Source organism: Streptomyces sp. ICC1, from assembly GCF_003287935.1.
In the GTDB taxonomy this organism is placed as follows: Bacteria; Actinomycetota; Actinomycetes; order Streptomycetales; family Streptomycetaceae; genus Streptomyces; species Streptomyces tritrimontium.
Genome location: NZ_CP030287.1, coordinates 439,844 through 461,586 on the forward strand (window position 1 = coordinate 439,844; position 21,743 = coordinate 461,586).

A 21,743-nucleotide genomic window follows, 5' to 3' on the forward strand; every position below is an offset into this window, starting at 1 on the left:
TCAGCGACCGGTTTCGTCGCGCTCGCGGACCTCGGCGGCGATCACGGCTGCCTGGACGCGGCGTTCGACCCCGAGCTTGGCGAGCAGCCGGGAGATGTGGTTCTTGACCGTCTTCTCGGACAGGAAGAGCCGCTTGCCGATCTGACGGTTGGTGAGGCCCTCGCCAATGAGCTCCAGCACGGCGCGCTCCCGCTCGGAGAGCACCGTCAACCGCTGGTCTTCCTGCGGTTTCGTGCCGCCCGGATCCCGGAGCGAGCGCATCAGGCGGGCCGTGGTCGCCGGGTCGAGCATCGACTGCCCCGTCGCCACCGTCCGGATGGCGGCGACCAGGTCCGAGCCCTTGATCTGCTTCAGGACGTATCCGGCGGCGCCGGCCATGATGGCGTCGAGCAGGGCGTCCTCGTCGTCGAAGGACGTCAGCATGAGGCAGGCGAGGTCCGGCATGCGCGAGCGCAGCTCACGGCAGACGGTGATGCCGTCGCTGTCGGGCAGCCGGACGTCGAGCACGGCCACGTCCGGCCTGAGCGCGGGCCCCCGGGCCAGGGCCTGGGCGGCCGTCGCCGCCTCGCCCACCACCTCGATGTCGGGCTCGGAGTCCAGCAGGTCGTGCAAGCCGCGCCGGACGACCTCGTGGTCGTCGAGGAGGAACACCCGGATGGGAGCCGGGGCGGCAGTTGGTGCATCGGACATCCACGCCACACCCTCGGGTCGGGATACGTCTCGGGTCGATTGTCTCAGATGTGGCTTCCGCTGCCGTGGGGCGCGTAGAGGTCGAGGAGCCGGATCCGGGAGGAGACGAGCCGGTGGGCGAGCACCTGGCAAACCCACTGCCACATCGCGGAGGCGAGCGCGGGGTCGGCGTCCATCAGCTCGCGCACGGCTGCGGCGTCGAACTCGTCGGTACGGACCGGCGTCATGGCCTCGGCGCCGAAGTGCCAGGTGTAGGGGCGGAACAGCCAGGACCAGCCGACGAGCTCGCCGGGGCCGACGGTCTCGACCACCGCGGCCTGCCGGCCGGGTACGTGCACGTCCATGCCCACGTTCCCCGACCGGATGACCCAGAAGTGGCTGGTGTGCCCGCCTTGGTTGAACAGGCGCGCGCCGGCGGGGAAGTCCGCCTCGTGGGCGAGGGCCAGCAGGCTGCCGCGGTGTTCCGGGGAGAGGGCGTGGTCGAAGCGGTTGGGGGAGGAGGTGAGCCGGTGGGGGGAAGAGGTGCTCATGGCGGTTCTCCGTTCGGGTCCACCTCAACCCTCCGCCGGTGGTGGCCGGCCCGGGAAGGGCCGTTCGGTACCCTCCCGGACCCGGGCGGCCCACCCGTACCACCCCGGGCGCGGCTATCAGTAGGGCCAGGACCAGTCGGCGACCTCCGGCAGGTCGGTTCCGTGGAGGCGGATCCAGTCGTGGTGGCGGATCCGCTGGTCGGTCATGCTCTGGCGCAGGCCCTCGGCGCGGCCGGCGAGCCCGGGGACGCGGTCGATGACGTCCATGACGAGCCGGTAGCGGTCGAGGTCGTTGCGCACGACCATGTCGAAGGGCGTGGTGGTCGTGCCGGACTCCTTGTAGCCGCGGACGTGCAGCTGGGCGTGGCCGGTCCGGCGGTAGGCGAGGCGGTGGATCAGCCACGGGTACCCGTGGTAGGCGAAGATCACGGGCTTGTCGGTGGTGAAGAGGGCGTTGTACTCGGTGTCGGTCATGCCGTGCGGGTGCTCTTCGTGGGGCATCAGCCGAGCGATGTCGACGACGTTGACGACCCGGACGGCCAGCGAGGGGAGGCGTTCGCGAAGCAGGGACACGGCAGCGAGCACCTCCAGGGTGGGCACGTCCCCGGCGCAGGCGAGCACGACGTCCGGCTCGCGGGAGCCGTCGTCGGTTCCCGCCCACTCCCAGACACCGGCGCCGCGCGCCACGTGCGCGCGGGCCTCCCCGATGGGCAGCCAGTCGAAGCAGGGCTGCTTGCCCGCGACGATCACGTTCACCTGGTCGCGGCTGCGCAGGGCGTGATCGGCCACCACGAGGAGGGTGTTGGCGTCCGGCGGCAGGTAAACGCGCACGACGTCCGGGCTCTTGTTGAGGACGTGGTCGACGAATCCGGGGTCCTGGTGGGAGAAGCCGTTGCTGTCCTGGCGCCAGACGTGCGAGGTGAGCAGGTAGTTGAGGGAGGCGACCGGCGCGCGCCAGGACAGCTCGCGGGCGCTCTTGAGCCATTTGATGTGCTGGCCGACCATGGAGTCGACGATGTGGGCGAAGGCTTCGTACGTGGAGAACAGTCCGTGGCGGCCGGTGAGGAGGTACCCCTCCAGCCAGCCCTGGCAGACGTGCTCGGAGAGGATCTCCATGACCCGGCCGTCGCGGGAGAGGTTCTGGTCGGTGGGTTCCGTCATGCCTTGCCAGGCCTTGCCCGTCACCGCGTACAGATCGTCGAGGTGGTTGCTCGCCGTCTCGTCCGGTCCGACGACCCGGAAGTCCCGGCGTCCGGCCGTGGCCCTCATGATCTGGGCGAGGTAGCGGCCCAGGACGCGGGTGGGCTCGTGCAGGGTGCTTCCGGGCTTCTCCACGGGGACGGACCACGCGTCGAGCTCGGGCAGGGGGAGCGAGCGCAGCAGCCGGCCGCCGTTGGCGTACGGGCTCGCGCCCAGGCGGCGCTCGCCCTCCGGTACGCAGGCCAGTACGGCCGGCGCCGGACGGCCCTCGGAGCCGAAGAGCTCCTCGGGCCGGTAGGAGCGCATCCAGCTCTCCAGTTGCTTCAGGTGTTCGGGGTTCTCACGGACCCCGGCGAGCGGCACTTGGTGCGCGCGCCAGGTGCCCTCGACGGGTTGGCCGTCGACGGTCGCGGGCCCGGTCCAGCCCTTGGGGGTCCGAAGGACGATCACCGGCCAGCGTGCGCGCTCGGCGCCCGGATCCGTGCCCGCGGCCCGCGCCGCCCGCTGGATGGCGCGGATGCGGTCGAGGGCCTGGTCCATGGCTCGGGCCATGGCCGGGTGGACGAGGGCGGGGTCACTGCCGGAGACGTAGAGGGGCTCGTGTCCGTAGCCGCGCAGCAGCGTGTCGAGCTCGGCCTCGGGGATCCGTGACAGCACGGTCGGGTTGGCGATCTTGTAGCCGTTGAGGTGGAGGATCGGCAGGACGGCGCCGTCGTGGACCGGGTCCAGGAACTTGTTGGAGTGCCACGACGCGGCCAGCGGCCCCGTCTCCGCCTCGCCGTCGCCGATGACGCAGGCGACGAGCAGGCCGGGATGGTCGAAGGCGGCCCCGTACGCGTGGGCCAGTGAGTAGCCGAGCTCGCCGCCCTCGTGGATGGAGCCGGGCGTTTCCGGCGCCACGTGACTCGGAACGCCGCCGGGGAAGGAGAACTGGCGGAACAGCTTGCGCATCCCGTCCGTGTCGCGGCCGATGTCCGGGTAGACCTCGCTGTACGTGCCCTCCAGCCAGGAGTTGGCGAGGACGGCCGCCCCCCCGTGGCCGGGTCCCCAGACGCACAGGGCCTCCAGCGAACGCTCCTTGATCACCCGGTTCAGGTGGGTGTGGACGAGGTTCAGGCCGGGTGCGGTGCCCCAGTGGCCGAGCAGTCTGGGCTTGATGTGCTCCGGCCGCAGGGGTTCCGTGAGCAGGGGGTTGTCCAGGAGGTAGATCTGGCCGGCGGCCAGATAGTTCGCGGCACGCCAGTGCGCGTCCAGCTCCGCGATCCGGTACGTGGTGGTCATCAGTGCTCCTTCGAACCGCAGGCTGCGGCATGCGTCGGTTGAGCCGATGTCCGAACCGTGCTCCCACGGGGCTGGGGGAGGGAAGGGCAGGAGCGGCCCCTGCATGGGGGCCGGTCGGCCCCTTCTGTGCCGGCGGCCGGGGGCGGAGTGTGGGCAGGCGTACCGGCAGGGCCCGCTGCCCCGGCTGCCATCGGGCCCTGCCGGTACGCCGGGAACGGTGGATGGTTTGAGACGATGCGGGGCCCAGGACCGTGTCAGGGCGCTCGTCCCGAGGAGGCAGGCAGGTGAAGGGAACCGAGGCCGAGGCGGAAGCCGAGGCGCGGCATCATCCGGTTGTCGTCGCACACCGTACGAGCCGGGCCGCCGATGTCCAGTTGCGCGTCGCCGACGCGATCACGAAGTTCGCCGGCTCCATGCCGTTCGTCTATCTCCACGCGATCGGCTTCGCCTTCTGGATGCTGTTCGTGGAGGCCAATCCCTGGCCCATGCTGACGCTCATCGTCTCCCTGGAGGCGATCTTCCTGTCGACGTTCGTGATGATCGGCCAGAACCGGCAGGCAGCGTTCCAGCAGGCGAAGGCCGACCACGATTTCGTCGAGCAGGAGCTGGAACTCAAGACCAATACGGAACTGACCCGTGCCATCCACGCGATGACCACGGAACTCCACCGCCGACTGGTTCCCGAAGCGGACAGCGGTAGCGGGTCTCTTGTCCAGTGAAGAAGCTGCTCACGGCCGCTCGCGCGCGGCGGCCAGGTTCATGGGCATGCCGTCCTCGGACATCCCCAGCAGGTGGGCGCCCACGCGACAGGTGTGGAAGTAGTGCTCCGCCTCCTGCTCGCTGGGGTGGACGCCCAGCCGCGCAGCGCCTTGGCGAAGCCCTTCTTGTTGTCGTGCGGGCCTTCGATGCCGTAGATGGCCGCTGCGGCGGCGGGGTAGCGCATCCGCTCGGGCGTCACGTCCAGCACTGCGGCGAAGGAGATCTGCTGCGCGTTCGCCAGGCCGAAACGCTGCCCGGAGGCCATCAGTTCGGGGTCGGCCCAGGTGGGCAGTTGACGGGTCGTCTCCAGGAAGGCGCGCAGCTTGGCGGGCAGCCCGCCGGGGATGGCCTGGCCGTTGGTGTTCCGGCGCTTGATGCGGCCCGGGCGGCTGATGCCGTGGTCCCGCCGCCGAGAAGCGTGGTGGCGCCGGCCACCGCTGCGGCGGTCCCCGGGCGGGGCTGGGGGCGGGGCTGTCGCCCCTGGGTGTGATGTTTGGTGGATCAGCCCCCTGGCGGTGCTGCTGGTGGCAGATGATCACAGCGTCACGTGCGCGGATCGCGCGCACTCAACAGGAAGGCACCGCCATGGCCGCGCAGGTCGAGTTCCAGTACGAGACTCCTGACATCTCCGAGGAAGGCGACGTTGTCACCTGGGCATGGGCGGTCGTCAACAGCGGCTCCGAACCGGCCCGCGAGGTCGTGATGAAGCACACCGTCGTCCCCTCGCTTGAGGTCACCAACGTGACCGGACCGTCCGAGGTCGTCGGCGAGATCGTGAAGAGCACCTGGGCGACGCTGGCGGCCGGCGAGAAGGCCGAAGGCACGATCACCGCGAACCTTCCCGAGGACCTGAGCGGCTCGGTGAGCATCAAGGGCAGGGTCGTCTGGCAAGCCGACGAAAGCTGAGCATCGCCGGCGGGCCATGCACAGACACTGGGCGCGGCCCGCATTGGCGGTAGGTCATGGAGTCAGATTCCATGGCCTACCGCCAGAGCCCCGGCCCGGAGACGTCCCGCCCGACGGGCACTCCGCCCCGCGGCTCGACGTCCTCCGGCCCGACCAGGTGGACGCCGTCACCGGCAGGTGGAAGCCGCACGCTTCCGTGTGCGGCCTGATCCGGCCCGTCGAGGAGGAGGCCTCCTGCGGGTCCGAGGCGTCGGCGGCATCGAGCCGGGCGACGCCGCCCAGCGGCAGGCCCTTGAAAGACCTCGGGGCCGCCGACACGGTCGCCTGCGGCGACACCGCCTTCGGCGGGGAGACCGACCTCTGCGGTTACACCCCGAGGCGAGGACCGCATGGGCCCGACCGGCCCCGGTAGGGGGACCGTCCGGCCCTGTGCGCGCACCGGTAGTGGGTACAGCCTGAGGTTGACGCCCCGTGCGTCTCCAAGTTCCTGTACCTGCCACGAACCGAACCGCAAGGGTGTGACGATCATGGGAGAGACCACGGCAGATGCGTCCCCGACCAAGGTTCCGGCTGCCCGTGGCGACCTCGGGCGACGCGTGACCGCCCGCCGCGAAGAGCTGGGAATCACGCGTGAAGAACTCGGGGAGCGCTGCGGTGCCGCAGCGTCGTACATCGCCTACGTGGAGGAGCGGGCGGCGGCGCCCAGCATGGGCATGCTCGTGGGTCTCGCGGACGGCCTGGGGACCACCGTTGCCGAGCTGACCGGGAGAACGACCGACAGCCCTCCCGGCATGGGGACCGCGATGCGCGATTCCGCGTCGACGGTGCTGAGCGAGGCCGAGTGCCTCCGCCTGCTCTCCACCCATGGCATCGGCCGGGTCGGGTTCTCCGGCATGGAAGGACTGGCCGTCTTTCCCGTCAACTACGTCGTCGTGGGAAACGAGGTCGCGTTCCGCACGGCGGCCGACTCGCGCCTCGCCGAGGCATCCGGGACCGAGGTCGCCTTCGAGGTGGACCACATCGACGACGCGATGCGAGAGGGCTGGAACGTCATGGCCGTCGGCGAGCTGACCGGTGTCACGGACGGGGAGCGAGTCAGCCACCTGTACTCCGTCGCCCGCTCGCTCCCCTGGGCCGGCGGACCCCGTACGCACTGGATGTCCGTGACCCCGAACCGGATCACCGGCCGCCGTGTGGGATCCGGGTGAACGCTCCGCGTGCCGTCGTGTTCGACACCGACGGGGTACTCCTCGACTCGGCCCGGCTGCACGCCGCGGCCTGGAAGACCGCCTTCGACAGCTGTCTGGACGCCTGGGCCGCATCCGGGAACGGGCGGCAGCCGTGCTTCGACGAAGACCGTGAGTACCGCCAGTGGGTCGACGGCAAGCCCCGGCTGGACGGGGCGAGCTCTTTCCTGAGTTCCCGTGGCATCGACCTGCCGACCGGCAGCCCCGACAGCGCACCGGGCGACGACACGGTCTGGGCGGTCGCGGCGCGCAAGGAGGCGGCGTTCGTACGCACGCTGAGGTCCGGGGCCGTCCACGCCTTCACCGACGTCGCTCCGGCGCTCGCCCGGCTGCGGGCGCACGGCGTGTGCTGCGCCGCCGTGTCGGCCTCCCGCCATGCCCGGCCGCTTCTCGGATCAGCCTCCCTGCTGAGCTACTTCGACGCTGTGGTGGACGGTACGGACGCTGCCGAACTGGGACTGGCGGGCAAGCCGGACCCCGCCCTGTTCCTCGAAGCGACCGTACGGCTCGGGGTGGACCCCGCCCGCTGCGCGGTGGTGGAAGACGCCCTCGCGGGTGTCGAAGCAGGTCGGCGCGGCCACTTCGGCCTCGTCATCGGCCTCGACCGAACGACGATCCCCGCCACCGCGCGAGCGCTGCGGGAACGCGGGGCGGACCTGGTCGCCGCCGAACTCCACGCCGTCGCAGACACCGTCTGCGGGGCCGGACCGTGACGGCCGCGTGGACGTGGGAATACGGCCACTACGACCCCAAGACGGAGCGACTCGTCGAAGCCCTGTGCACGCTGGGCAACGGCAGGTTCGCCACGCGCGGTGCGGCCCCCGAGACCCCGGCGGGCCCCGTGCACTATCCCGCCACCTACGCCGCCGGCTGCTACAACCGGCTCACCTCGCACGTGGCCGGACAGCAGGTCGACAACGAGGACATGGTCAACCTGCCCAACTGGACGGCACTGCGGTACCGCTGCGTCGCCGACGATGGACTCCCGGGCGACTGGCTGACTCCCGACGACCCGGGGATGCTGCACCACAAGGTGGTGCTCGACCTGCGCCGAGGAACGCTCACCCGGCACATGCTCTTCCAGAACGGCCACGGCCGCCGCCTCGGCGTCACCCACGTCCGCATCGTGCACATGGGGGACCCCTACCTCGCGGCCCAGCGGACCACCTTCCACGCGTACGGCTGGAGCGGCCTGATCGAAGTGGAATCAGCGCTCGACGGAGACGTGGCCAACGCGGGAGTGGAACGCTACGGCGGGCTCGATGGCCACCACCTCACGGACCACCGGACGGGCTTCGCACCGCACGGCGTCGCATGGATCGCCTGCCGCACCACATCCTCCCGCACCGAAATCGGCCTTGCCGTCAGGACGGTCACCCGACCCCGCGCACCCACCATGACGAGCCACACCGCGGCCGGGACGGTACAGACGTTCAGACTGCCCATGGCTCCCAGGCGATCCGCGACGGTGGTGAAGACCGCAGCCCTGTACACCTCCCTCGACAGGCCGACCGGAGACCTCCTGTCACGCGCGATCGAACACGCTTCGCGGGCCCCCGGATTCCCGGACCTGCTCACAGCACAGCACTCGGCCTGGGAACGGCTCTGGGAGCAGGGCGAGTTGAGCGTCTCGGGGGAGACGGGCCGGATCCTGCGCCTCCACGTCTTCCACGTGCTGCAGACGCTCTCCCCGCACACCGCAGAGCTGGACGTGGGCGTTCCCGCGAGGGGGCTGCACGGTGAGGCCTACCGGGGCCACGTCTTCTGGGACGAACTCTTCGTCCTGCCCTACATCACCCTGCACTTCCCGGAAGTCGCGCGGGCCCTGCTCATGTACCGCCACCGACGGCTGCCGGCCGCCCGCGATGCTGCCCGGCAAGCCGGTCAGAGCGGGGCGATGTTCCCCTGGCAGAGCGGAAGTTCGGGGCAGGAGGAGAGCCAGGCCCTGCATCTCAATCCCCGCTCGGGCCGCTGGCTGCCCGACCATTCGCACTTGCAGCGCCACGTCGGCTCCGCGATAGCCCTGAACGTCGGCCGGTACGGTCGGGCCACCGGAGACACCGGCTTCCTGCACGGCCCCGGCGCGGAACTCCTGCTGGAGATCGCGAGCTTCTGGGCCCGAGCCGCCGCCTATGACCCTGAACGAAAGCGGTACCGCATACGCGGTGTGCTGGGCCCCGACGAGTACCACGACGCCTATCCCGAGGCTGCGGAACCCGGAATCGACGACAACGCCTACACCAACGTGATGGCGGCCTGGGTGATCCAGCAGGGGCTCGAGCTGCTCGGCGAGCTGCCGCCCGCCCGCCGGACGGAGCTGACCGAACGGCTCGGCCTGGACCGCGGCGCGCTCGAGCGTTGGGACGATGTGTCCCGCCGCCTGTACGTCCCGTTCCACCGGGGCGTCATCAGCCAGTTCGAGGGGTACGGAGACCTGGCCGAGCTGGACTGGGCGGCCTACCGCGCCCGGTACGGCGACATCCGCCGACTCGACCGGATCCTGGAAGCCGAAGGGGATACGGTCAACCGCTACCAGGCGTCGAAACAGGCCGATGTGATCATGCTCGGCCACCTCTTCCGGCCCGCCGAGCTGTATGCCCTCTTCGCCCGGCTCGGCTACCGGCTCGACGACACGGTGTGGCGGGCGACCGTCGCGTACTACCTGCCGCGCACGAGCCACGGATCGACGCTCAGCAGCCTCGTACACGGCTGGGTGCTGGCCCGCCAGAAGGACCCGGACGCCTGGAAGTACTGCGAGGAGGCACTCCTCGGCGACGTCACGGACATCCAGGGCGGCACCACCGGCGAGGGGATCCACCTGGGCGCCATGGCCGGCACCCTCGACCTCGCGGAGCGCGGCGTCACGGGCCTGGAGACCGGCCCCGAAGGCCTGTACGTCGATCCCGTCCCCCTCCGGGAGATGGAGCCCGTCGCGTTCACGCTCTGCCACCGGGGACACCGCGGTGTCCGCGTACGACTGCTCCCCGGCAGGTTCGGCATCACCGTGCCGGAATCCTGCCAAGGTCCCCTGGCCCTCATGCTGCCCGGGGAACGGGCCGTCGTGGTGGCGGCCGGCGACGAGCATCTGTTCCGCCTTCCACCGGACTGATCCCTGTCTTCAAGGAGATCCCCGGCCCGGACTAGGAACGACCGAAGGAGGAAGCGCATGAGTGCGAAACAGGTTCTGGTCGCCTACGGAAGCAAGCACGGAGCGACGGCCGGGATCGCGGAGCAGATCGGAACGTCGCTGCGCGAGGACGGCATCGACGTTTGGGTGGTCCCGGCCGGCGAGGTCACGGACGTCCGAGGTTACGACGGGGTGGTGCTGGGCGGCTCCCTGTACGCAGGGCGGTGGAACGGCCGGGCCCGGCGCTGCGCGAAGCGCAACGCCCGCTATCTGAAGCACCGTCCCGTCTGGCTGTTCAGCAGCGGACCCGTCGACTCCTCCGCCGAACGCAGCGACATCCCACCCGTGCGGGCCGTCGCCCGTCAGATGCGACAACTCGGCGCCCGCGACCACATCACCTTCGGCGGCAGCCTCACGGAGGGTACGCCCGGCCTGCTGGCACGCGCCCTCGTACGCCAGGGCAAGGGCGGAGACTTCCGCAACCCCGAGCGCATCCAGGCCTGGGCACACCACATCGGCGCCGAGCTCACAGCTGCCGGCCCGCCCGCTCCATGAGAAGACTCCCGGTGCCGGAGGCCCGCCATGCTTCACGGAACACCGCCCAATCCGCTGCGGCGGACAGCTGACCGAACGCGCACCCGGTGGCTCGTGGCCTTCGCACTGTCGACTCTCGTCGCTGCTCTCTGCGGAGTGGCCGTCGGGCTGGCCGTGTGGAACGTCGACAGCCGCACCGCGCTGGAACAGGCCGAGCACGTGCACCGGATCACGGCCACGACGGTGGGGGCCGCCGAACGGGCACCAGACGCTTGGACCGGCGGTGCCGCCGATTCCGTCGCACAGGCCGCCTGGCAATTCCCTTCGGCCACCCGGCACACGGGCCTCGTAAAGGTCCAGCCCAAAACCCCCGCGGGCCGGCCCGTCGCGATCTGGGTGGACGACACGGGCCGTACGGTCCACGGATCCCCGTCCGCGGGCGAGAGGGCCTTCGCCGCGATGACCGTCGGCGCCACTGCCGCTGCCCTGATCGCACTGACGGCCGCAGGCGTCGTCCACCTGAGGCTTCGGACCATCGAGGCGCGCAGCCTGTCCATGTGGGAACGGGATTGGGAACGTCTGGAACCCGGCTGGTCGGGCCGACTGCCCACTGAATCAGGAGTCGACGATGACTGAGGCCCTCACCGGAGTGCCGCCCACACCGCGTGATCGGAGCGAACCGCTGCCATGGCTGCGCCGGGAGCTCGACACGGAGCGGGCCCGGCACCTACCTCGGCACCGTCTCCGCCGTCCCGGGTCATGACCGTGTTCCTCTACGTTCTGTGGACCACCGTTAAGACTTAATCATCTACGGAGTCCCCGTGTCGCTGCCACCCCTGGTAGAGCCAGCTGCTGAGCTCACCGTTGACGAGGTCCGTCGGTACTCCCGCCACCTGATCATCCCCGACGTGGGTATGGCCGGCCAGAAGCGCCGGAAGAACGCCAAGGTGCTGCCCGTGGTCGCGGGCGGCCTCGGCCGGGCGGGCGGCGCTCACAGCTCCCCCAGGCGGCGGATCGCCGGCGCGACGCGCTGGACGCCGTGGCGGTAGGCCCCCCGGGCGGCGTCGCGCAGGTGGGCGCGGAGCCGGCGGCGCAGCCGGGACTCCCCCTGGTCCGGCCGCGGCGCCCCGGGCAGCGGGTGCCCGTCGGGGCCGAGGTGGTGGCGGGCCAGGATCCCGGGCAGGTAGCCGGGTGCGGTGGCCTGCGTGTAGTACGGGGCCAGGGGCGGGAGTCCGCCGGGCCCCGTCAGCTCCGCGAGCCGGGCCCGGGCCGCGGCGTAGGCGTCACCGCCGCCCGCGCCCGTGCCGTCGCCGGCCGTCCCGTCGACGCCCGTGCCGTCGCCTGCGGGGGCCACGCCCTGCGCCGCCAGCCAGTCCGGGTCCCCCTTCGGCAGCAGGCCCGCGTCGAGCTCGGTCCAGGAGGCCAGGCAGCCCGAGCCCAGGAAGTGGTGGTTGCCCAGGGTCTCGCGGACGCCGAGGTCGGTGAGGACGGCCGTCGGGATGCCCCGGTGCAGGGATTCCAGGGCGGCCGTGGAGGAGACGGTGACCAGCAGGTCGGCGGTGTCCAGGACCTCGCCCATGTTCCCGTACACCAGGCGGCAGTTGGAGGGCAGGCCGCCCGGCAGCTGCTGCGCCAGGCGCTGGTAGGGGAGCTCCTCCAGGTGGGTGGTGTGCTCCCCCGGGCGGCTGCGCAGTTTGACGAGCACCTCGCGGTCCGGGTGCAGCCGGGCGTGTTCCGCGGCCCGCCGCAGCAGGTACGAGCGGTCCGCGCGGGACTGCGGCACCGACGGCTGGACGGCGAAGACGACCCGGTGGGTCCGGTCGCCGACGGGCGAGTACGGGGCCCCGCCGAGGAAGGGCAGCACCGTCTCCACGACGGCGTCCGCGTCCGCCCCGACGCCCCGGTACACGGCGCGGAACCGGTCGGCGTCGTGGCGGGAGTTGGCGAGGACGAGGTCGGCGCCGTGCCGCAGCAGCAGTCCGTCGGCGAGCTTCTCGTACACGACGCCGACGTAGCCGGTGACGAAGGCGGGGCGGGGGCCGGGGCCGGGCCACAGGGCGCGGGCTCCGTGCAGGACGGCCGCCGCGGCTCCGCCGACGAGCGCGAGGACGACCACGTCGTAGCGCTCCCGCTCGATGTCCGCGAGGAAGCCCGCGCAGGTCACCTCGGTGAGCCGGTCGGTCCGGACCCCGACCTCGCCGAGCTGGCGCGCGGTGGGCGTGGCCCGGCCGCGCAGCAGGTATCCGGTCAGATGGGCGGAGCCGGGCTCCGGGGCGAGGCGGCGCGCGGTGAGCGCTCCCCATTTCCACCGGGTGTCGGAATCGGCGAGGACGGCCATACGGAGGACGGCTCGTGGGGCCGCGCGGTTGCTTGCTGGCACCCGGCAGAAGTTATTCCGCCTTTTCCGTGATCGGCCCAACGAGCGCACAACAGCGGGTTAACAACCCGTCGACGAAATGCGAAACCGTGCGGGTTAACGCGCCCGCCGTGCGTCGTTCACATGGAATCCTCGTCCGGGCCACGGTGAATGACGAGCGAGGTCATAATGTCTCGCGAGTGCTCAAGCTCTCTGTTGTCGTGCCGTTCTACAACGTGCAGACATACGCGCCGGATGCCCTGAAAAGTCTCGAACTCAACGCCCGGGACGATTTCGAGTTCCTGCTCGTCGACGACCGCTCGACGGACGGGACGAGCGCCCTCCTGGAGCGGGCGGCGCGCGAGCTGCCCGGCGCCTCGCACCTCAGACACGAACGCAACGCCGGCCTGGCGACGGCACGGAACACCGGTCTGGACGCGGCCCGCGGCGAGTACATCGCCTTCCTGGACGGGGACGACTGGCTGGCGCCCGGCCACTTGGCCCGCACCCTCGCCGCCATCGAGGCCCTGAGCTGCGATTTCGTCCGCACCGACCATGTCCGGTGCACGGGCCGGGCGCGCAGTGTGCAGCGCGTCCCCTACGGTCCGGACTCGGTCGTGGCCGATCCGCGGTCCGCGATCCTGCCGGCCGGCCGCACGACCTCGGTGGACTATCCGTACGCCTGGGCGGGGATGTACCACCGGCGGCTGCTGGACCGCGGGCTGCTGCACTTCACGGACGGCCTGCGGACGGCGGAGGACCGGCCGTGGATCTGGCGGCTGCACCGGGAGGCGGAGTCCTTCGCGACGGTCGGCCTGCCCGGGATCTTCTACCGGCGCGGGGTTTCCACCTCGCTGACACAAATCGGCGACGAGCGGCAGCTGGATTTCATCCGATCATTTGATCAAGTACTCGCGGACACGGCCGCCGACCGGGAATTCGATCTTCTCCTTCCCAAAGCCGTCCGAACATACTGCGCAATCATCGCGCACCACATCGGGTCCATCGAAAGGTTCGAACCGGCCGTGGCCAAGAAACTCCGCTCGATGAGCGCGGCCGCACTCGGCCGAATGCCCCAGGACGTCCTGGACCGGGCCCTGGACTCGATGGACTCCGACCGCGCCGACCTGCTCCGCCGGCTGCGCCGCCGCGCCCGGACGGCGGACTCCGCGGCCTCCGCCGCGGCCGCGGCCCTGGGGCCGAGCCCCGCGGGGGTGCGGGCATGAGCGCGGGCGTCACCCAGGTCTTCCTGGCCTCCACCCTCTACGGGACGGCCACCCTCGCCGCCGCCCTCGACGCGGGGTGCTTCCCGCCCGCCGGCCGCCGGATCCTGCTGACCAGCAACCACTCCGCCACCGCCGAGGTCGCGCCGGGCCTGGACTCCGCGCCCGGCTTCGCCGCCCTGCGCACCCGCTTCGACGAAGTCGTCGACTGGAACGCCGTCATCGCCCCGCAGCACCCCAGCACCTGGGCCCCGCGCTCCGACGACGTCCCGCTGTGGGAGCGGCAGTTGCGCGCCTCGTGGGGCCTGGGCTCCGACCGGGTCGAGCTGATCGTGGAATCGCTGCAGGTCCCGCCCGCCCAGAGCCTGTGCCGGCTGTTCGCCGGGGCGGCCGTCGAGGTCTACGCGGACGGGCTGATGAGCTACGGGCCCACCCGCTTCCGCCTCGACCCGCAGCTCGGGATGCGCGTCCGGCGGGTGCTGCACCTGGACCTCGTACCGGGCCTGGAGCCGCTGCTGCTGACCGAGTTCGGCGTACGGGCCGAGGTGATCCCGGCCGCGGCCTTCCTCAAGGTCGTGGCTGCGCTGTCCGAGCTCGAGGCCCCGCTCGTCCCGGCCCCCTCGGACGGGCCGCCGGCGCTCCTGCTCGGCCAGTACCTGTCGGCGCTCGACCTGATGCCCGCCGCCGAGGAGGAGGAGCTGCACATGGCGATGGTCCGGGGCGCCCACGCGCTGGGCCACCGCGAGCTGGTCTTCAAACCGCATCCCAGCGCCCCGGCCGCCTACGCGCGGCGGGCCGAGGAGGAGGCGGCACGGCTCGGTGTCCGGCTCACCGTGCTCGACGCCCCGGTGCTCGCCGAGACCCTGTACGAGCGGCTGCGCCCGGCCCTGGTCGTCGGCTGCTTCTCCACGGGACTGCTGACCGCGGCCACGCTGTACGGACTCCCGGTCGCCCGGACCGGCACCGGGGCCGTGCTCGCGCGGCTGGACCCGTACCCGAACAGCAACCGGATCCCGCTGGCGCTGGCCGACGCCCTGCTGCCGGACCTCGACGACGCGGCGGCCGTGCGCTCCTGGACCCCGGCCGCGGCCGAGACGGCCGGCCTGCTCACGGCGGTCGGCTTCACGATGCAGCCCAAGATCCTGGCGGAGCGCCGGCCCGAGGCCGAGCGGTGGCTGGCCGGGCAGCTGACCCCGCGCACCTGGCGCTACTTCACCCGCCGCCGGCTCACCGCCCTGGGCCTGCCGGGCGGCATTCCGGCGCAGCTGTCCTTCCTGCCCCGCAGCCGCACGGCCCGCCGCGTGGCCCGGCTGCTGCGCAGGGCGGTCAGCTGACGGCGAGCTTGGCGGCGAAGCCCAGGAACAGGACGCCCGCCGCCGAGCTGGCCCCGGCGGCGAGCCGCTTGCGGCTGCTGAAGGCCGCCGCCAGCCGGGTGCCGCCGAAGATCAGCGTGGTCAGGTAGAGGAAGCTGCCGATCTGCATCAGCCCGCCCAGCAGCAGGAAGGACAGCGCCGGGTAGGCGTAGGAGGGGTCCACGAACTGCACGAAGAAGGACATCAGGAAGAGGATGGCCTTCGGGTTGAACAGGCTGATCAGCAGCGCCCGCCGGTAGGGCCGCTCCGCCTCGCCGGCGGTCCCGGCGGCCGCAGCTGCTTCGGCCGCGTCCTTGGCCGCGGCGCGCTCGTGCCGCGAGCGCCACATCGTCCACGCGCCCCGCAGCATGCCGACGGCGAGCCAGGTCAGGTATCCGGCGCCGAGCAGTTTGACGACGCCGAAGAGCAGCGGGCTGGTCTGGAGCAGGGCCCCGGCGCCGACCGCGGCCAGGGTCATGAGCACGGCGTCCCCGGTGAAGACGCCGCAGGCGGCCTTGTAGCCCACGCGGACCCCGCGGCGCGCGGCGACGGACAGCACGTAGAGCGAGTTCGGGCCCGGCAGCAGAATGATCAGCACGAGGCCGGCGAGATACGTCGGAAGATCTGTGACACCCAGCATGTGCAGGAGTGTCCCATGACGACGCACCTGTCGCGCCAGTCGTTTTCACAGGGCGGACGCACGGGTCCGCCGGGCGGTGACGGCTGGTCGCGGCCGGGTCACCAGGTGGAATCGGCCGGCACGTACGTCCCCCACACCTCCCGCAGCGCACCGCACACCTCCCCCACCGTGGCCCTCGCCCGCAACGCCTCCCGCACCGGGTACAGCACGTTCCCCGTCCCCGCGGCCGTCTCCCGGACCGCCGCCAGGGCCGCGGCCACGGCCGCGCCGTCGCGCCCCGCCCGCAGCGCCGCCAGCGCGGCCCGCTGCCGGTCCTCGATGGCCGGATCCACCCGCAGCGGCTCGTACGGCTCCTCCTCGGCCAGCGCGAACCGGTTGACCCCGACCACCACCCGCTCGCCGCTCTCCGTCTCCCGCGCGATCCGGTAGGCGTTCCGCTCGATCTCCCCCTTCTGGAAGCCCGCCTCGATCGCGGCCACCGCCCCGCCCATGTCCTCGACCCGCCGCATCAGGGCGAGCGCCGCCGCCTCCACGTCGTCCGTCATCCGCTCCACCGCGTACGACCCCGCGAAGGGGTCCACCGTGTGCGGCACGTCCGTCTCGTACGCCAGCACCTGCTGGGTGCGCAGCGCGAGGCGGGCCGACTTCTCGGTGGGCAGCGCGATCGCCTCGTCGAAGGAGTTGGTGTGCAGCGACTGGGTGCCGCCCAGCACGGCGGCCAGCCCCTGCACGGCCACCCGTACGAGGTTGAGCTCGGGCTGCTGCGCCGTCAGCTGGACCCCGGCGGTCTGGGTGTGGAAGCGCAGCATCAGCGACTTCGGGTCCCGGGCCCCGAACTCCTCGCGCATGACGCGGGCCCAGATCCGCCGGGCCGCGCGGAACTTCGCGACCTCCTCCAGGAGGGTGGTGCGGGCGACGAAGAAGAAGGACAGCCGGGGCGCGAACGCGTCGACCTCCATCCCGGCGGCCAGTGCGGTGCGCACGTACGCGATCGCGTTGGCGAGGGTGAAGGCGATCTCCTGCGCGGGCGAGGCCCCGGCCTCGGCCATGTGGTAGCCGGAGATGGAGATGGTGTTCCACCGGGGCAGTTCGGCCCGGCAGTAGCGGAAGGTGTCGGCCGTCAACCTGAGGGACGGTCCGGGCGGGAAGATGTAGGTCCCCCGTGCGATGTACTCCTTCAGCACGTCGTTCTGGACCGTGCCGGTCAGGGCGTCGGCCCCGATCCCCTGTTCTTCGGCGACCAGCTGGTAGAGCAGGAGCAGCAGCGCGGCGGGCGCGTTGATGGTCATCGAGGTGGAGACCCGGTCGAGCGGGATCCCGTCGAACAGCACCCGCATGTCCTCGACCGAGTCGATGGCGACGCCCACTTTGCCGACCTCGCCGTGCGCGAGCGGGGCGTCGGAGTCGTGGCCCATCTGGGTGGGCAGGTCGAAGGCCACGGACAGTCCGGCGGCGCCGCTCCCGATGAGCTGCCGGTAGCGGGCGTTGGACTCGGCGGCGGTGGCGAAGCCGGCGTACTGGCGCATCGTCCAGGGCCGTCCGGTGTACATCGTCGGGTAGACCCCGCGGGTGTACGGAAAGGCCCCGGGTTCGCCCAGTTCGGTCACGGGGTCCCAACCCGCCAAGTCGCCCGGCCGGTAGACCGGCTCGATCGGGACGCCGCTCTCGGTGTGCCGCTCCGCGTGCCGGTCCATGTGCCGCGCTCCTTCGTGGATCCGAGGGCCCCGGGGCTGATACAACGTCCCCGCGACGGCCGCTGGTCACAATGGCGCAACATCGCGGCCTTCCTTGCAACTCTCCACGCCCGTCGCGCATCACCTAGGTACACAGACAGAAATCGGGGGACCGCAATGCACCGCCAGAAAGTCATAATCCGCGCACTCGGCCTGGCCACCGCCGTCGCACTCGCCGCGACCGCCTGCGGTCCGCAGAAGTCGGGGGCCACGGGCTCCGGTTCTTCCGCGCCCGCGTCGCCCACGGCGGTCGCCTCTCCCGAGACCTCGCCGTCCTCGGACGCCAAGCCCGGCGACGCCTCCCCGTCCCCGTCGGCTTCCGCTTCCGCCTCCCCGTCGGCCTCCGCCTCGCCTTCGCCGACCGTGAAGCAGGTCATGGCCAACGGTGACGACAGCGAGCAGGTCCGCGAGCTCCAGGCCCGGCTGCGGCAGCTGAAGCTGATGTCGGTCGCGCCGACCGGGTTCTACGGCTCGAAGACGACCGCCGCGGTCAAGTCCTTCCAGACGAAGAACGGCCTGAGCGCCACCGGCGGCGTGGACGAGCCCACTTGGAAGAAGGTCCAGAGCCTCTCCAAGAAGCCGACCGCCGACGAGCTGCGCCCGCCGACCGTCAACGAGGCCGACGCGCCCGACCCGCGCTGCATGGAGGGCCGCGTCATGTGCATCAGCAAGGAGAGCCGCACCCTCGCCTGGATGATCGACGGCAAGGTCATCTCCACGATGGACGTGCGCTTCGGCTCGGAGAACACCCCGACCCGCGAGGGCGTGTTCAAGGTGGACCGCAAGGAGAAGGACTGGGTGTCGACGATCTACCACACGCCGATGCCGTACGCGATGTTCTTCAGCGGCGGCCAGGCCGTGCACTACTCGGCCGACTTCGCCGCCCGCGGTTACGCCGGCGCCTCGCACGGCTGCGTGAACGTCCGGGACAAGGGCAAGCTGTCGGCGCTCTTCAGCTCGGTCCAGAACGGCGACAAGGTCGTCGTCTACTGGTGAGCCCGGGGGCCGGTGCCGGCGGGTCGTCCGCCGGCCTGCCGGCCAGGGGTCGGACGTTGAGGGCGCGGGCGGGATCGGGGGAACGAATCCCGCCCGCGCCGGTTGCGCAGAGCCCAGGGGTACGGGGGGAACCCCGGCTCATGCGCGCCGATGACCAGTCGGCTCGTTATGTACTGCGCCGCCGGTTCGAAAAGTGTTACAGCCGGGTGGGCGACCGTTTCAGGACAATGTCCGATACCCGGTCCCCGGTGCTTCCCGCCGGCCGCGGCCGCGCTCAGCGGCGGGTGCCCGACCCCACGGATCCGTCCGTGAGCGGCCGGGCCGGCTCCAGCGTCGCCGAGCCCATCGGGGGCTTGCGCCCCGACGAGACCGGAGAGTCACCCCTCGTGCCGCCCGCGGCCGCGCCGTCGAGCACCGACTGGCAGTAGCGCGGGACCCGCAGCAGCCCGTTGGCCAGGCGTACGAGCTTCTCCCGGCGGTCGTCGTCGAGCGTGCCCGCCCGGTAGTCCTTGCACAGCGCCACCGCCCTGGTCCGGGTCTCCGTCTCCTTGCCGGTCGCGCCCTCGGTACCGCCGAGGAGGAAGCGGTCCTCGCCCTCCCGGTCGGTGTCCCGGCCGGTGCCGCCGGCCGAGACGCCCGCGGACGGCTCCGCCGCGGTCGCGCCGCCCGCCCCGGTGGAGCCGTCGCCGTCGGGCCCGGTCGTCATACGGTCGCCCGGGCCCGGGGTGTGCCCCGGATCCGGGCTGCTCCCCCGGCTCTCGCCACCCGGCGGCGGGACCGGCCGGGACGGCGGGACGAGCGGGGAGTCGGCGCCGCCCGAGGCCTCCGGGGAGAATCCGGCGGTCACCGAGACGGCCGGGAGCTGGCCCGCGCTCTCGTTCGTGTCCCGGTCCAGCAGGCCGGCTCCGGCGGCGGCCGCCAGGCCGCCCACCGCGACGCTCGCCAGGGCCGCCGCGAGGGCGAACCGGGCCGGCCTGGCCGGCCGGGAGCGGGCAGCGCGATCCGCGGCGGAGCCGGAGCCCGGGCCCGCCGGGCGGGCAGCGGACGCCGAGCCGGGCGGCGGGCTGAGGTCGACCACCGTGTCGCCGGCGGCGAACACGTCGGCGCCGACGGCCCGGCCCTGGGGCAGCGTGCCGCGCGCCGCGCGGAACGCGGCCACGGCGGCGGCCTCTCCGGGAAACTCGGCGCCGAGCGCCGGCGGCGGCTCGGCCAGTGCGTCGAGGGCGGCACGCAGCCGCTCGGCCCGTGCCCGCGCGTGGTGCTCGGCGCCAGGTACGGCCGGTTCGCCGCGCAGCAGTCTGTCCGCCGCGGCCTTGTCCAGCCACCTGTCGCGCTCGTCGGCCATCACATGTCCTTCTGCGTCCGCCAACGTGAATGCGTCACACCGGTTTGTTCTACGAGGCCCCCGCCATGGGCCCGCTGCGCCGGAACGCCGTCGAGATCCCTCTCGCCCCCCGCGTCCCGCGCCTGGCCACCGCCATTATCGCCGAGGCCGCGCCCCAGTCCGGAGTCGATGTCGGAGTCAGGCTCGAAACCGCCCTCCGCGCCGAGCAGCTCGGCGAGTTTCTTCAGTCCCCGGTGGGCGGCGGTGCGTACCGCGCCGGGCCGCTTGCCCAGGGTCTCGGCCGCGCTCTTGGCGTCCAGGCCGACGACGACCCGCAGGACGACGGCTTCCGCCTGGTCCTGCGGGAGCTGGGCTATGAGCGCCATCGTGCGGCAGGTGGAGAGGGACTCCATGGCTTCGACGGCGGTGTCGGAATCGGCGGCGTGGCCCGTCAGCTCGGTCTCGTCGCCGCCGACGGCGGGGCGCCGGCCGCGCATGCGGATGTGGTCGAGGGCGCGGTTGCGCGCGATCCGGGCGGCCCAGCCGCGGAAGCGGTCGGCGTCGCCGGTGAAGGAGTCGATGTCGCGGGCGATCTGCAGCCAGGCCTCGGAGGTGACGTCCTCCGCGTCGCCGTCGCCGACGAGCGTGCGGACGTATCCGAGCAGGCGTGGGTGCACGGCGCGGTACACAGTACGGAACGCGTTCTCGTCGCCGTCTTGTGCCGCGAGCACCGCGGTGGTCAGCTCCGCGTCGTCCCCCAGCAAAGTCCCCAACCCGTTCACTGTCCTGTACGTGTGGCGCAAATCAGCACGTTACGGGTTTCAAGCACCTTCGTCCACGAGTTGTACAACGAGCAACCAATCCTGCGCGGAGCGAGGTGTGACACAAAACGCACCCAAGACGCTGACAGGGGTACGGGCTTGTCGCACGAGTCCGTGACGGATGGCGGCCGGGGCCTCTCCTGTGGGGGGTGGCGGCCTCGGTCGCCCTCCCCTTTCCCCGGGCCGGCCCGCCGGCCGATCCCCCGGCCGCTCCTGCGGCCGATCTCCTGGCCGCTCCTCCTGCGGCCGCGACTCCCGCCATGATGCCCGGCCTCCCGCTCGCCCCGCACCCGGCCCACATGCGCTCTTGTCATCCTTTCGGCTCACTTCCGGGTGAAAACCCAGGATGCGTACGACACTCCCCGCCCCACGTCGATAGCGTGGCGGAACACCCGCGCCACGCCACGAGGAGCCCCCCGCTGTCCAGCCACCTTCCGGCACAGGCCCGCGGCAGCTCCGACCCCTTCCACGGCTCCGGGCTCGCGCGGTTCAACGCCCTGTCCCCCGAGTCCGCCCACGCCGCCCTGCTGCACTGCTGCGGCAGCCGGCGCTGGGCCCACCGGGTGGCCGCCCACCGCCCCTACCCCGACGCCGGCGCGCTACTCGCCGCCGCGGACGAAGCCTCGTACGACCTCTCCCAGGCGGATCTCTCCGAGGCGCTGGCCTGCGAGTTCCCGCCGGAGCTGGAGCAAGGGGCCTCGTTCGCCGCCCTGCTCGCGCTGGACGCGGCCCACGCGGAATACGAGCGGACCTTTGGCCACGCCTTCGTGATCTGCCTCGACGGGCACACCCCGGAGGAGCAGGCGGACCAGCTGCTGGCCGCCATCCGGCGGCGGATGGAGCTGGAGGTGGACGAGGAGCGCGCGATCTCCGCGGACGAGCTCCGTCGTGTCGCGCAGGCCCGGCTGGCCGATCTGACACGCTGGCTGACCTCGACAGATGGGATGTCCTCCGTCGAATTCGGGCTATTCGCCCCTGTGGGATAGTCCGTCCGTGCCTGTTTGATCACACCGATGGCCCCCGC

At 72.0% G+C, this 21,743-nt stretch carries 20 protein-coding genes and 1 pseudogene; 12 read left to right on the top strand and 9 right to left on the bottom strand.

Annotated elements, in window-relative coordinates; translation table 11 throughout:
- The 3 genes from DRB96_RS02085 to DRB96_RS02095 form a co-directional block, all read right to left on the bottom strand.
- Positions 1-690, bottom strand: coding sequence for a response regulator transcription factor (locus tag DRB96_RS02085; RefSeq protein WP_112446494.1), 690 nt, complete (start codon positions 688-690; stop codon positions 1-3).
- A 44-nt stretch (positions 691-734) separates the two neighbouring features.
- The gene (locus DRB96_RS02090; protein ID WP_112446495.1) at positions 735-1,220 is read right to left on the bottom strand and encodes a cyclic nucleotide-binding domain-containing protein; all 486 of its coding nucleotides are present in this window, start codon (positions 1,218-1,220) and stop codon (positions 735-737) included.
- A gap of 117 nt (positions 1,221-1,337) precedes the next feature.
- Positions 1,338-3,701 carry a phosphoketolase family protein gene (locus tag DRB96_RS02095; protein WP_112446496.1) on the bottom strand — a complete coding sequence of 788 codons (2,364 nt, stop codon included), beginning with the start codon at positions 3,699-3,701 and terminating at the stop codon, positions 1,338-1,340.
- 284 nt (positions 3,702-3,985) lie between these two features.
- On the opposite strand from DRB96_RS02095, the gene DRB96_RS02100 reads away from it, so the two are divergent.
- Positions 3,986-4,420, top strand: coding sequence for a DUF1003 domain-containing protein (locus DRB96_RS02100; protein WP_112446497.1), 435 nt, complete (start codon positions 3,986-3,988; stop codon positions 4,418-4,420).
- Positions 4,421-4,458: 38 nt separating this feature from the next.
- Here DRB96_RS02100 and DRB96_RS42620 read toward each other — a convergent pair whose 3' ends face one another.
- On the bottom strand, positions 4,459-4,725 hold the full coding sequence (locus tag DRB96_RS42620) for a hypothetical protein (protein ID WP_162688424.1): 267 nt from the start codon (positions 4,723-4,725) through the stop codon (positions 4,459-4,461).
- A 320-nt stretch (positions 4,726-5,045) separates the two neighbouring features.
- Here DRB96_RS42620 and DRB96_RS02105 point away from each other — a divergent pair, with 320 nt between their 5' ends.
- From DRB96_RS02105 to DRB96_RS02140, 7 genes and pseudogenes are all read left to right on the top strand, one after another.
- Positions 5,046-5,366 (top strand): hypothetical protein, encoded by a 321-nt coding sequence (locus DRB96_RS02105; RefSeq protein WP_112446498.1) that lies wholly within the window; start codon positions 5,046-5,048, stop codon positions 5,364-5,366.
- Positions 5,367-5,893: 527 nt separating this feature from the next.
- Complete coding sequence (locus DRB96_RS02115) at positions 5,894-6,574, top strand: pyridoxamine 5'-phosphate oxidase family protein (protein WP_112453152.1); 681 nt, start codon at positions 5,894-5,896, stop codon at positions 6,572-6,574.
- On the top strand, positions 6,571-7,326 hold the full coding sequence (locus tag DRB96_RS02120; RefSeq protein ID WP_239515953.1) for an HAD-IA family hydrolase: 756 nt from the start codon (positions 6,571-6,573) through the stop codon (positions 7,324-7,326). The genes DRB96_RS02115 and DRB96_RS02120 overlap by 4 nt, the downstream gene beginning before the upstream one ends.
- On the top strand, positions 7,323-9,722 hold the full coding sequence (locus DRB96_RS02125) for a glycoside hydrolase family 65 protein (protein WP_112446500.1): 2,400 nt from the start codon (positions 7,323-7,325) through the stop codon (positions 9,720-9,722). The genes DRB96_RS02120 and DRB96_RS02125 overlap by 4 nt, the downstream gene beginning before the upstream one ends.
- 57 nt (positions 9,723-9,779) lie before the next feature.
- A complete protein-coding gene (locus DRB96_RS02130; protein WP_112446501.1) occupies positions 9,780-10,295 on the top strand; it encodes a flavodoxin domain-containing protein in 516 nt (171 codons plus the stop codon).
- 93 nt (positions 10,296-10,388) lie between these two features.
- Positions 10,389-10,910, top strand: a complete 522-nt coding sequence (locus DRB96_RS02135; RefSeq protein ID WP_112446502.1) for a hypothetical protein — start codon at positions 10,389-10,391, stop codon at positions 10,908-10,910.
- Positions 10,911-11,095: 185 nt separating this feature from the next.
- A pseudogene (locus tag DRB96_RS02140) lies at positions 11,096-11,251 on the top strand (adenylyltransferase/sulfurtransferase MoeZ); the annotation flags it as partial.
- 14 nt (positions 11,252-11,265) lie between these two features.
- Here the strand turns inward: DRB96_RS02140 and DRB96_RS02145 are convergent.
- Complete coding sequence (locus DRB96_RS02145; RefSeq protein WP_112446503.1) at positions 11,266-12,612, bottom strand: DUF6716 putative glycosyltransferase; 1,347 nt, start codon at positions 12,610-12,612, stop codon at positions 11,266-11,268.
- 218 nt (positions 12,613-12,830) lie between these two features.
- Here DRB96_RS02145 and DRB96_RS02150 point away from each other — a divergent pair, with 218 nt between their 5' ends.
- Positions 12,831-13,856, top strand: a complete 1,026-nt coding sequence (locus tag DRB96_RS02150; RefSeq protein WP_112446504.1) for a glycosyltransferase family 2 protein — start codon at positions 12,831-12,833, stop codon at positions 13,854-13,856.
- The gene (locus DRB96_RS02155; protein ID WP_112446505.1) at positions 13,853-15,187 is read left to right on the top strand and encodes a polysialyltransferase family glycosyltransferase; all 1,335 of its coding nucleotides are present in this window, start codon (positions 13,853-13,855) and stop codon (positions 15,185-15,187) included. Before DRB96_RS02150 ends, DRB96_RS02155 begins: the two co-directional genes overlap by 4 nt.
- Here the strand turns inward: DRB96_RS02155 and leuE are convergent.
- A complete protein-coding gene (leuE, locus tag DRB96_RS02160) occupies positions 15,180-15,845 on the bottom strand; it encodes a leucine efflux protein LeuE (protein ID WP_112446506.1) in 666 nt (221 codons plus the stop codon). The genes DRB96_RS02155 and leuE overlap by 8 nt on opposite strands.
- 98 nt (positions 15,846-15,943) lie before the next feature.
- Positions 15,944-17,539: a methylmalonyl-CoA mutase family protein gene (locus DRB96_RS02165; RefSeq protein ID WP_112446507.1), complete on the bottom strand. Its 1,596-nt coding sequence runs from the start codon at positions 17,537-17,539 to the stop codon at positions 15,944-15,946.
- A gap of 156 nt (positions 17,540-17,695) precedes the next feature.
- Between DRB96_RS02165 and DRB96_RS02170 the strand changes: the two genes are divergently transcribed.
- Positions 17,696-18,574: a L,D-transpeptidase family protein gene (locus DRB96_RS02170; protein ID WP_112446508.1), complete on the top strand. Its 879-nt coding sequence runs from the start codon at positions 17,696-17,698 to the stop codon at positions 18,572-18,574.
- 274 nt (positions 18,575-18,848) lie between these two features.
- On the opposite strand, the gene DRB96_RS02175 is transcribed toward DRB96_RS02170, so the two are convergent.
- Positions 18,849-19,919: a hypothetical protein gene (locus tag DRB96_RS02175; protein ID WP_112446509.1), complete on the bottom strand. Its 1,071-nt coding sequence runs from the start codon at positions 19,917-19,919 to the stop codon at positions 18,849-18,851.
- Positions 19,919-20,662 carry an RNA polymerase sigma factor gene (locus DRB96_RS02180; RefSeq protein WP_112446510.1) on the bottom strand — a complete coding sequence of 248 codons (744 nt, stop codon included), beginning with the start codon at positions 20,660-20,662 and terminating at the stop codon, positions 19,919-19,921. The genes DRB96_RS02175 and DRB96_RS02180 overlap by 1 nt, the downstream gene beginning before the upstream one ends.
- A 476-nt stretch (positions 20,663-21,138) precedes the next feature.
- Here DRB96_RS02180 and DRB96_RS02185 point away from each other — a divergent pair, with 476 nt between their 5' ends.
- On the top strand, positions 21,139-21,705 hold the full coding sequence (locus DRB96_RS02185) for a 2-oxo-4-hydroxy-4-carboxy-5-ureidoimidazoline decarboxylase (protein ID WP_239516867.1): 567 nt from the start codon (positions 21,139-21,141) through the stop codon (positions 21,703-21,705).
- Positions 21,706-21,743 lie beyond the last annotated feature (38 nt).

Excerpts from the sequence above, each read along its gene's own strand:
- DRB96_RS02085 (WP_112446494.1), bottom strand. The coding sequence starts at position 690 with ATGTCCGATGCACCAACTGCCGCCCCGGCTCCCATCCGGGTGTTCCTC.
- DRB96_RS02090 (WP_112446495.1), bottom strand. The coding sequence starts at position 1,220 with ATGAGCACCTCTTCCCCCCACCGGCTCACCTCCTCCCCCAACCGCTTC.
- DRB96_RS02095 (WP_112446496.1), bottom strand. The coding sequence starts at position 3,701 with ATGACCACCACGTACCGGATCGCGGAGCTGGACGCGCACTGGCGTGCC.
- DRB96_RS42620 (WP_162688424.1), bottom strand. The coding sequence starts at position 4,725 with ATGGCCTCCGGGCAGCGTTTCGGCCTGGCGAACGCGCAGCAGATCTCC.
- DRB96_RS02105 (WP_112446498.1), top strand. The coding sequence starts at position 5,046 with ATGGCCGCGCAGGTCGAGTTCCAGTACGAGACTCCTGACATCTCCGAG.
- DRB96_RS02115 (WP_112453152.1), top strand. The coding sequence starts at position 5,894 with ATGGGAGAGACCACGGCAGATGCGTCCCCGACCAAGGTTCCGGCTGCC.
- DRB96_RS02130 (WP_112446501.1), top strand. The coding sequence starts at position 9,780 with ATGAGTGCGAAACAGGTTCTGGTCGCCTACGGAAGCAAGCACGGAGCG.
- DRB96_RS02145 (WP_112446503.1), bottom strand. The coding sequence starts at position 12,612 with ATGGCCGTCCTCGCCGATTCCGACACCCGGTGGAAATGGGGAGCGCTC.
- DRB96_RS02155 (WP_112446505.1), top strand. The coding sequence starts at position 13,853 with ATGAGCGCGGGCGTCACCCAGGTCTTCCTGGCCTCCACCCTCTACGGG.
- leuE (WP_112446506.1), bottom strand. The coding sequence starts at position 15,845 with ATGCTGGGTGTCACAGATCTTCCGACGTATCTCGCCGGCCTCGTGCTG.
- DRB96_RS02165 (WP_112446507.1), bottom strand. The coding sequence starts at position 17,539 with ATGGACCGGCACGCGGAGCGGCACACCGAGAGCGGCGTCCCGATCGAG.
- DRB96_RS02170 (WP_112446508.1), top strand. The coding sequence starts at position 17,696 with ATGCACCGCCAGAAAGTCATAATCCGCGCACTCGGCCTGGCCACCGCC.
- DRB96_RS02175 (WP_112446509.1), bottom strand. The coding sequence starts at position 19,919 with ATGGCCGACGAGCGCGACAGGTGGCTGGACAAGGCCGCGGCGGACAGA.